This is a genomic window from Sandarakinorhabdus rubra, from assembly GCF_010994245.1.
In the GTDB taxonomy this organism is placed as follows: domain Bacteria; phylum Pseudomonadota; class Alphaproteobacteria; order Sphingomonadales; family Sphingomonadaceae; genus Sandarakinorhabdus; species Sandarakinorhabdus rubra.
The window spans coordinates 1-6,892 of record NZ_WMHO01000144.1 but is presented as its reverse complement, the minus strand read 5'-3'; the positions used below and the strand labels follow the sequence as shown (position 1 = coordinate 6,892).

The following is a 6,892-nucleotide window of genomic DNA, read 5'->3' as shown; positions in this document are numbered from 1 at the left end:
CTGGCCGGGCAGGGCGTGCAACGCCGGTTGGCGCGCGGGGAGACGCTGGTGCGCGCCGGGGACCGCAGCGCGCCGTGCGCCAACCTCCAGCGCGGGCTGATGAAGATCTGCCACACCACGCCGGCCGGGCAGGAGGTGATCGTGGGCTTGCTGTGGCCAGGCGACTTCATCGGCCAGTCGCTTGACGGCGAAGCGACGCATGATGTGGTGGCGCTCACGCCTGTCACCCTGTGCCAGTTTCCAGCGCCGGTGATGGCGCGCACCCTGGCAGAGCAACCGACGATGGAACGTGCGCTGCTGACCCGCACGCTGGCCGATGTGCGGCAGCTGCGCAGCCGGCTCGCCCAGCTGTCGCGCGCCACGGCGCTGGCCCGGGTGGCCGGGTTCATCGAGGAGACGGCACGGCGGCTGGGGACCGAGGCCGCCGCAGATGGCGTTGGGCCGGGCATGATCGCGCTGCCGCTCAGCCGCGGCGAGATGGCGGATCTGCTTGGTCTCACCATCGAGACGGTGAGCCGGCAGATGACGAAATTGCGCAGCGCCGGTGTGATCGGCCTGCCGGGTGGGCGCCGGGTGCTGATCCGTGATCCCGACGCGCTGGAGCAAGCGGCCGAGGGTGTGGCCTGACGGGAGAGCGAAGCATGAAGACCATCATTGTCCATATCGAGGGTGACGAGGGGCAGGATGCGCGCCTGCAGGTGGCGTTCGATCTGGCGCGGGCCAGTGGCGGCCACCTCGTCTGCGTGTCGGTGATGCCCTATGCCGCCTATGCGCTGGGCGATCCGGCCATGGGCGCCTTTCCGGTCACCACATTGATCGATGCCGTGGAGGCCCGACGCCGCGAGGAGCGGGTGCAGGTGGAAGCCCGGCTGAAGAGCGAGGGCGTGAGCTGGGAGTGGCATTCGGCCGATGGCGACAGTGCCGACCGCCTGGTGGAGCATGCCCGCCTCGCCGATGTCGTGGTGATGAGCGCCGGACCGTTCGCCCGGGCCGCACAGATGACGCTGGGGATCACCGGCGATGTGGCGGTGCGGGCGCCGGTCCCCGTTCTGGCCGTGCCGCCCGGCGCCCGCGGCCTCGCCGTGTCGGGCCCGGCGCTGATCTGCTGGGATGGCGGGCAGGAAGCGGCCAATGCCATGCGCCAGGCGCTGCCTCTGCTCAAGTTGGCATCCAACGTCACCCTGCTGACGGTGGCCGAGAAGGACAGTCCGTTCACGGCGCGCCGAGCCGCGGCCTATCTGTCGCGGCTGGGCGTCCATGCCGATGTGATGGAGCGCGACGGCGGCGGCGCCAGTGTCGAGCAGGTGATCCGCAGCGTGGCCGCCGAATGCCGGGCCAGCCTCATCATCCAGGGGGCCTATGGCCACAGCCGCTTGCGCGAAATGCTGTTCGGCGGGGTGACACGCGGCCTGCTGAGCGATGCGCCGGTGCCGTTGCTGCTGTCACATTGATCCAGATCAAGGACGGGCCGCCTGGGGGCTGCCAGTCTGCTCCTCAAGGCCGGACGCGGGTCCGGCCCGGATGGAGTGACCGATCATGAAGTTCGAATTTCGTGCCGAAGGCCAGGAAACCGGCAGCGCAACCTCGCTTGGCCCATCTGAACATAGTTTAAGGCAGCTGGAATTCGACTTGCCGAACAAGCTGTTGGTTCAGCTGGCCGGGGCAGCTTCGGTGTATCTTGCCGCAATGTATGTTGCCTTCCGGGGTGGTTCCGGGCTCGGATTGGCCTTCGTGATATTCGGCGTTGTGCTGGTTGGCTATTACGGCCTTCCGATCGTCCTGCAGAGGGCGTCGGGGCCGCGGCAGCACCAGCCCGGCGGCCGGCAAGAGTGGAGCGTGGATACGGCGACCGGCCGGCTTTCGGGCGGCGCCCTCTATGCCCAGGTGATGACGGTGCCGCTGGTGATGGTCGGATGGGCCCTCATCATGGCCGTGATGATGTAAGCTCCGGCGCGGCCAACCGCTTCGCCGACATCTTGAGGAGAGATGGGGCAAAAGAGGTTGGTTCGCGTTCCGCACTGCTTCCCGTCTCCCACCCATCCTCCGGGGAGTTGGTGCCGGGGCCGCGATCAACGGAAGGCCGCCGTGCCGGGCAGGCGCGGCGGCCTTCCTCTGTTCTTCGCCTTTCGATTCAGGCGGCCTTTCGGCCCGCGGCGGCTTGCGCCAGCCGCCACAGTTTTTCCGGCGTCGCCGGCATCTCCACCTGCTGGCCGCCCAGCGCGTCTATGATGGCGTTCATCACCGACGGCATGGCACCGATCGTGCCAGCCTCGCCGCAGCCCTTCACGCCCAGCGGGTTGGTGGGTGACGGTGTGTTGAGCGTTTCGAACAGCACCGCCGGCGGCATCATGTCGGCGCGCGGCACGCCATAGTCCATGAAGCTGCCGGTCAGGAGCTGGCCGGCGTTGTCGTAGACGATGTTCTCGATCACCGCCTGGCCCAGCCCCTGCGCGATGCCGCCGTGGATCTGGCCTTCCACCAGCATCGGGTTCACCAGGACGCCGAAATCATCGACCAGGCAATAGCGGGTGACGGCAATCACGCCGGTGTCCGGATCAAGCTCCACCTCGGCGATATGGCAGCCGTTGGGGAAGGTGGGGGCGGGTTTGCCCTCCTTGGTCAGATAGCGGCTGCGGCCATCAAGCGCGCCCGGGTGGCGGCTGGCCAGTTCCGCCCAGCTCAGCGTGGCATTGCTACCGCGTGCCCGGAACAGGCCATCGGCATAATCCACCTCGCTGCCCAGATCGGCTGCGGCGAGCGCACTGCCGCGCGCGATCATGTCGTCCGCGCTCTGCAGCACGGCGCCGCCGCCAAACGCCATCGATCGCGACCCCCCGGTGCCGCCGCCCACATCCATGCGCGTCGTGTCACCCTGCACGATGCTGATCTGCTCCATCGGCACGCCGAGCCGGGCGGCCAGCACCTGGGCATAGACGGTTTCATGGCCCTGGCCGTTGGACTGGGTGCCCACCGCCATCTCGATGTGGCCATCGGCAGCCACCTTCACGTCGGCATGTTCCTCGTTGCCGCCGCCGCCGGCGATCTCGACATAATAGGCCATGCCGCGGCCCAGCAGCTTGCCGCGGGCTGCAGCCGCGGCCTTGCGGGCGGGAAAGCCCGCCCAGTCCGCCACCTGCTTGGCGCGTTCGAGCACGGCGGGGAAATTGCCGATGTCGAAGGTGAGGCCCAACCCGTTGTCGTGCGGCAGTTCGGCCGGCAGCAGCAGGTTCTTGGCGCGGATCTCGTCCACGGCAAGGCCCAGTTCGCGGGCGGCGGCCTCGATCAGCCGCTCCATGATATAGGCCGATTCCGGCCGGCCGGCGCCGCGATAGGCGTCCACCGGGGCGGTGTTGGTGACAACACCGTGGACAAGATTGTGGATGGCCGGGATGCGGTAGACGCCGCCCATGATGCGACCGCCGGCGACAGTCTGGATGGCGGGGCCATACTGGGCCTGATAGGCGCCGAGGTCAGACCAGGTCTCCACCTTCAGCGCCAGGATGCGGCCCTCCGCGTCGAGCGCCAGCGCCGCCTCGCTTTCCATGGCGCGGCCGTGCGTGTCGGTCTGGAAGGCGTCGCTGCGCTCACCGGTCCACTTCACCGGGCGGCCAAGGTGCCGAGCGGCGTGGAGGACCAGCGCATATTCAGGATAGAGGAAGGTCTTCATGCCAAAGCCGCCGCCGACATCGTGGGTGACGACCCGCACCTGATCTGGCGCCACGTTGAGGACGGCCTTGGCCAGCATGCCCTGCATCGCCGCCACGCCCTGACTGCCGGTGGTCAGCGTGAAGCCCTCGCCTGTCGCATATTCGCCAAGCGCGGCGCGCACCTCCATCGAGGTCGGCGCGATGCGGTTCTGGATGATCTTCAGGCGCGTGACGTGCGGGGCGGCGGCGATGGCCGCGTCCACGGCGGCGCCGTCACCCACCTGCCAGTCGAACAGGCTGTTGGACCTGGCCTCCGGCCAGATGGCCGGGGCGCCGGGCGCGAGGGCCGCCGCAATGCTGGCCACCACCGGAAGTTCCGCATAGTCGACGAAGATCGCCTCGGCCCCGGCGCGCGCCGCCTCGCGGGTTTCGGCCACCACGAAGGCGACACCATCGCCCACGAAGCGCACGCGGTCATCGGCCAGCAGCAGGCGCGGTGTCTTCACGTCGCCCGACAGCGGCACCAGGCAGGGAACGGGGCCATAGCCGGCGATGTCGCGGTGGGTGTAGACGGCAACCACGCCCGGCACCTCGAGCGCCGCCGAGATGTCGATGCTCCTGATCTCGGCGTGGGCATGGGGCGAGCGCAGGGTGACGCCATAGAGCATGCCCGGCCGTGCCAGATCGTCGGTATAGCGGCCCTGGCCGGTGAGCAGGCGGGCATCCTCGACACGCAGGGTCGATTGTCCGGTTCCGAACTTCATCTGTCCATCTCCTCAAGGCATGCGGCCAAGCCGGCGTGATAATCGGGGTAAAGCAGCGACAAGCCAAGCAGCCTTTTCATGCGGCCATTGGCCACCCGCCGGCATTCGCCATAAAAGGCGCGGCCCATCGGTGACAGGCCGGCGGCGTCCAGCGGCACCAGCGGCGGCACCTCCAGCCCCTGCAGACGGGCGGCAGCGGCGGTCACCGCCTCGCCGGGGGCGGGCAGATCATCCGCGATGTTGTAGATGCCGGGCGGCCCGCCGCCCATGCTGGCCAGCACGGCGCGGGCGATATCATCGACATGGATGCGGCTGAACACGTGGCCCGGCTTGTCGATGCGCGCCACAGGCCCGGCGCGCAGTCGGTCGAGCGCCGAGCGGCCGGGGCCATAGATGCCGGGCAGGCGAAAGACGCGCACCTCGGGGTGCAGAGCCTCCCAGGCAGCGTCGGCGGCCATCCGGCCATCACGGCGGCCGTTCCGGGCCGCGCTTTCATCCACCCAGGCGCCGCCGGCATCGCCATAGACGCCGGTGGATGACAGATAACCCACCCAGCGCGCCGGCGCGGCGGCAATCGCGGGCCCGTGCGCCACCAGCACGGGATCATGCCCTTCCGGAGCGGGCGGCACCGAGGAGAGGATGTGGCTGGCGCTGGCGATGACACCGGGCAGCGCCGGATCATCGAGTGTCAGCACGCCGGGGCCGGGGCGGGAGCGCACGGCGGTGACGGCAAACCCCGCTGCACGCGCGCGCGCCGCAATGCGGGCGGCGCTATAGCCAAGGCCAAGGACAAGCAGGTGCATGGCGCCGTACATAGGCGCCGACGGCGCCCGTGCCCAGCCGTGCGACACTATCAATTGACAGCTTGTCGCACCCGTCGTGGCTGGCACCATTGGCCTCATGCTGAGCCGGGCCGATGATTATCCAATCCACCAGACGCCCGAGCCGATCGCGGTGGCCGGCACCGATCGCAACTTCTACGACCGGTATTTCTTCAGCGCGCAGGCCCCCGATGGCAGCGCGGTGGTGGGCGTGGCGCTGGGCGTCTATCCGCACCTCAACATCATCGATTGCGCGGTGTCGGTGCTGCACGCCGGCCAGCAACACAGCCTGTTTGCCAGCCGCATCCTGCATGGCGAGCGCATGGAGCTCAGCATCGGGCCGGTGACGCTGACCGTGCTGGAGCCGCTGCAGCGCCTGTCCTTGAGCATCGCCCCGAACGACACCGGCATCCATGGCGCGCTGACCTTCGAGGGCCGCGCCGCACCGATCCTCGAGCCGCGATTCATCCGCCGCAGCGGCACCCGCACCCTGATGGACGTGACCCGCATGACGCAGGGCGGCCACTGGCAGGGCCGGATCAGCGCGGCCGGGGTGACGCACGATCTGGATGGCTGGCGCGGCACCCGCGATCGCAGCTGGGGTGTGCGCCCGATCGGCGCGTCCGAGCCGCAGGCCGTGCAGCCGCCGGTGCCGCCGCAATTCTTCTGGCTGTGGACGCCAACCGCCTTTGATGACTGGCACCTGTTCTTCCATTCCAACGATGATGAGCATGGCCGCCCATGGAACCGCGCCGGCGTGCTGGTGCGGCTGAAAGACGGGGCCGAGTTCGCGCTGGAAGACCCGCGCATGGCGCTGGCGTTCCGGCCCGGCAGCCGCCATGCCGGCGCCGCCCGACTGGAAGCGCGGCTACCCGACGGCACGCCGGTGAGCGTGGATTTCACCCTTCGCGACAACTTCATGATGCGCGGGCTGGGCTATGCCCACCCGGTGCGCGGCCATGGCATGTTCCAGGGTGACGGCGTGGTGGCGCACGAGGTGATTGAACTGGCCGATGTTGATCCGGCCAGCCCGATGAACGCCCATGTCCAGGGCCTGGCCGAGGCGCGGCTGGTGATCGGCAAGGCAGCACCGGTGCCGGGGCGCGGTCTGTTCGAGCAGTTGATGATCGGGCCACATGCACCATCGGGCTTCCGGGAGCTGTTCGACCTTGCCGGCTGAACGGCTTGCCCGCGTCCTGTCCGCGCGCTGGGGGGAGGAGGTCAGCATATCCGGCCTCAAGCGCTTTCACGGCGGATCGGCGCGGCAGACCTATCGCTTTGATGCGATCGGCGCGTCGGGCCGGCGCGAGGCGCTGGTGCTGCGCCGCGACCCGCCATCGAGCCTGATCGAGACCGATCGCTTGTCCGAGTATCGCGCGCTCGAATGCTTTGCCGGCAGCGACGTGCCGGTGCCCGAGCCGCTCTGGTGCGAAACGGAGGCGGAGAGTTTCGGCTCGCCCGGCTTCCTGATGCGCGAAGTGGGCGGCGGCATGGCGGCTGGCCTGCTGGAACCCGAACCCTATGGCGCCCATGCCGGCGCCATCGGCATGCAATTGTTCACCGCGCTCGGCCGCATCCACGCGGCGCCGCCGGAGCGGGCCTGCCTCACCGCCATGGCCCCCACCGATGCCGCGCCGGCACGGCTGGCGCACTGGCGCCG

7 protein-coding genes are annotated in these 6,892 nt (G+C 69.4%); 5 read left to right on the top strand and 2 right to left on the bottom strand.

Features of this window, described 5'->3' with window-relative positions; genetic code table 11:
• The 3 genes from GJV64_RS09720 to GJV64_RS09710 all read left to right on the top strand — a co-directional run.
• On the top strand, positions 1-627 hold a 627-nt coding region (locus tag GJV64_RS09720), incomplete at its 5' end, for a Crp/Fnr family transcriptional regulator (RefSeq protein WP_164157046.1).
• Positions 628-641: 14 nt separating this feature from the next.
• Complete coding sequence (locus GJV64_RS09715; protein WP_164157045.1) at positions 642-1,451, top strand: universal stress protein; 810 nt, start codon at positions 642-644, stop codon at positions 1,449-1,451.
• Between the two features lie 85 nt (positions 1,452-1,536).
• The gene (locus GJV64_RS09710; protein WP_164157044.1) at positions 1,537-1,944 is read left to right on the top strand and encodes a hypothetical protein; all 408 of its coding nucleotides are present in this window, start codon (positions 1,537-1,539) and stop codon (positions 1,942-1,944) included.
• Positions 1,945-2,131: 187 nt separating this feature from the next.
• Here GJV64_RS09710 and GJV64_RS09705 read toward each other — a convergent pair whose 3' ends face one another.
• On the bottom strand, positions 2,132-4,411 hold the full coding sequence (locus GJV64_RS09705) for a xanthine dehydrogenase family protein molybdopterin-binding subunit (protein ID WP_164157043.1): 2,280 nt from the start codon (positions 4,409-4,411) through the stop codon (positions 2,132-2,134).
• A complete protein-coding gene (locus tag GJV64_RS09700; protein WP_164157042.1) occupies positions 4,408-5,214 on the bottom strand; it encodes a Rossmann-fold NAD(P)-binding domain-containing protein in 807 nt (268 codons plus the stop codon). Before GJV64_RS09700 ends, GJV64_RS09705 begins: the two co-directional genes overlap by 4 nt.
• Positions 5,215-5,290: 76 nt before the next feature.
• On the opposite strand from GJV64_RS09700, the gene GJV64_RS09695 reads away from it, so the two are divergent.
• Together GJV64_RS09695 and GJV64_RS09690 are read left to right on the top strand one after the other, a co-directional pair.
• Positions 5,291-6,412 (top strand): hypothetical protein, encoded by a 1,122-nt coding sequence (locus GJV64_RS09695; protein ID WP_235927686.1) that lies wholly within the window; start codon positions 5,291-5,293, stop codon positions 6,410-6,412.
• A partial coding sequence (locus GJV64_RS09690; protein WP_164157041.1) for a phosphotransferase occupies positions 6,402-6,892 on the top strand: 491 nt, incomplete at its 3' end. The genes GJV64_RS09695 and GJV64_RS09690, both read left to right, overlap by 11 nt.

Excerpts from the sequence above, each read along its gene's own strand:
- GJV64_RS09710 (WP_164157044.1), top strand. The coding sequence starts at position 1,537 with ATGAAGTTCGAATTTCGTGCCGAAGGCCAGGAAACCGGCAGCGCAACC.
- GJV64_RS09700 (WP_164157042.1), bottom strand. The coding sequence starts at position 5,214 with ATGCACCTGCTTGTCCTTGGCCTTGGCTATAGCGCCGCCCGCATTGCG.
- GJV64_RS09705 (WP_164157043.1), bottom strand. The coding sequence starts at position 4,411 with ATGAAGTTCGGAACCGGACAATCGACCCTGCGTGTCGAGGATGCCCGC.
- GJV64_RS09715 (WP_164157045.1), top strand. The coding sequence starts at position 642 with ATGAAGACCATCATTGTCCATATCGAGGGTGACGAGGGGCAGGATGCG.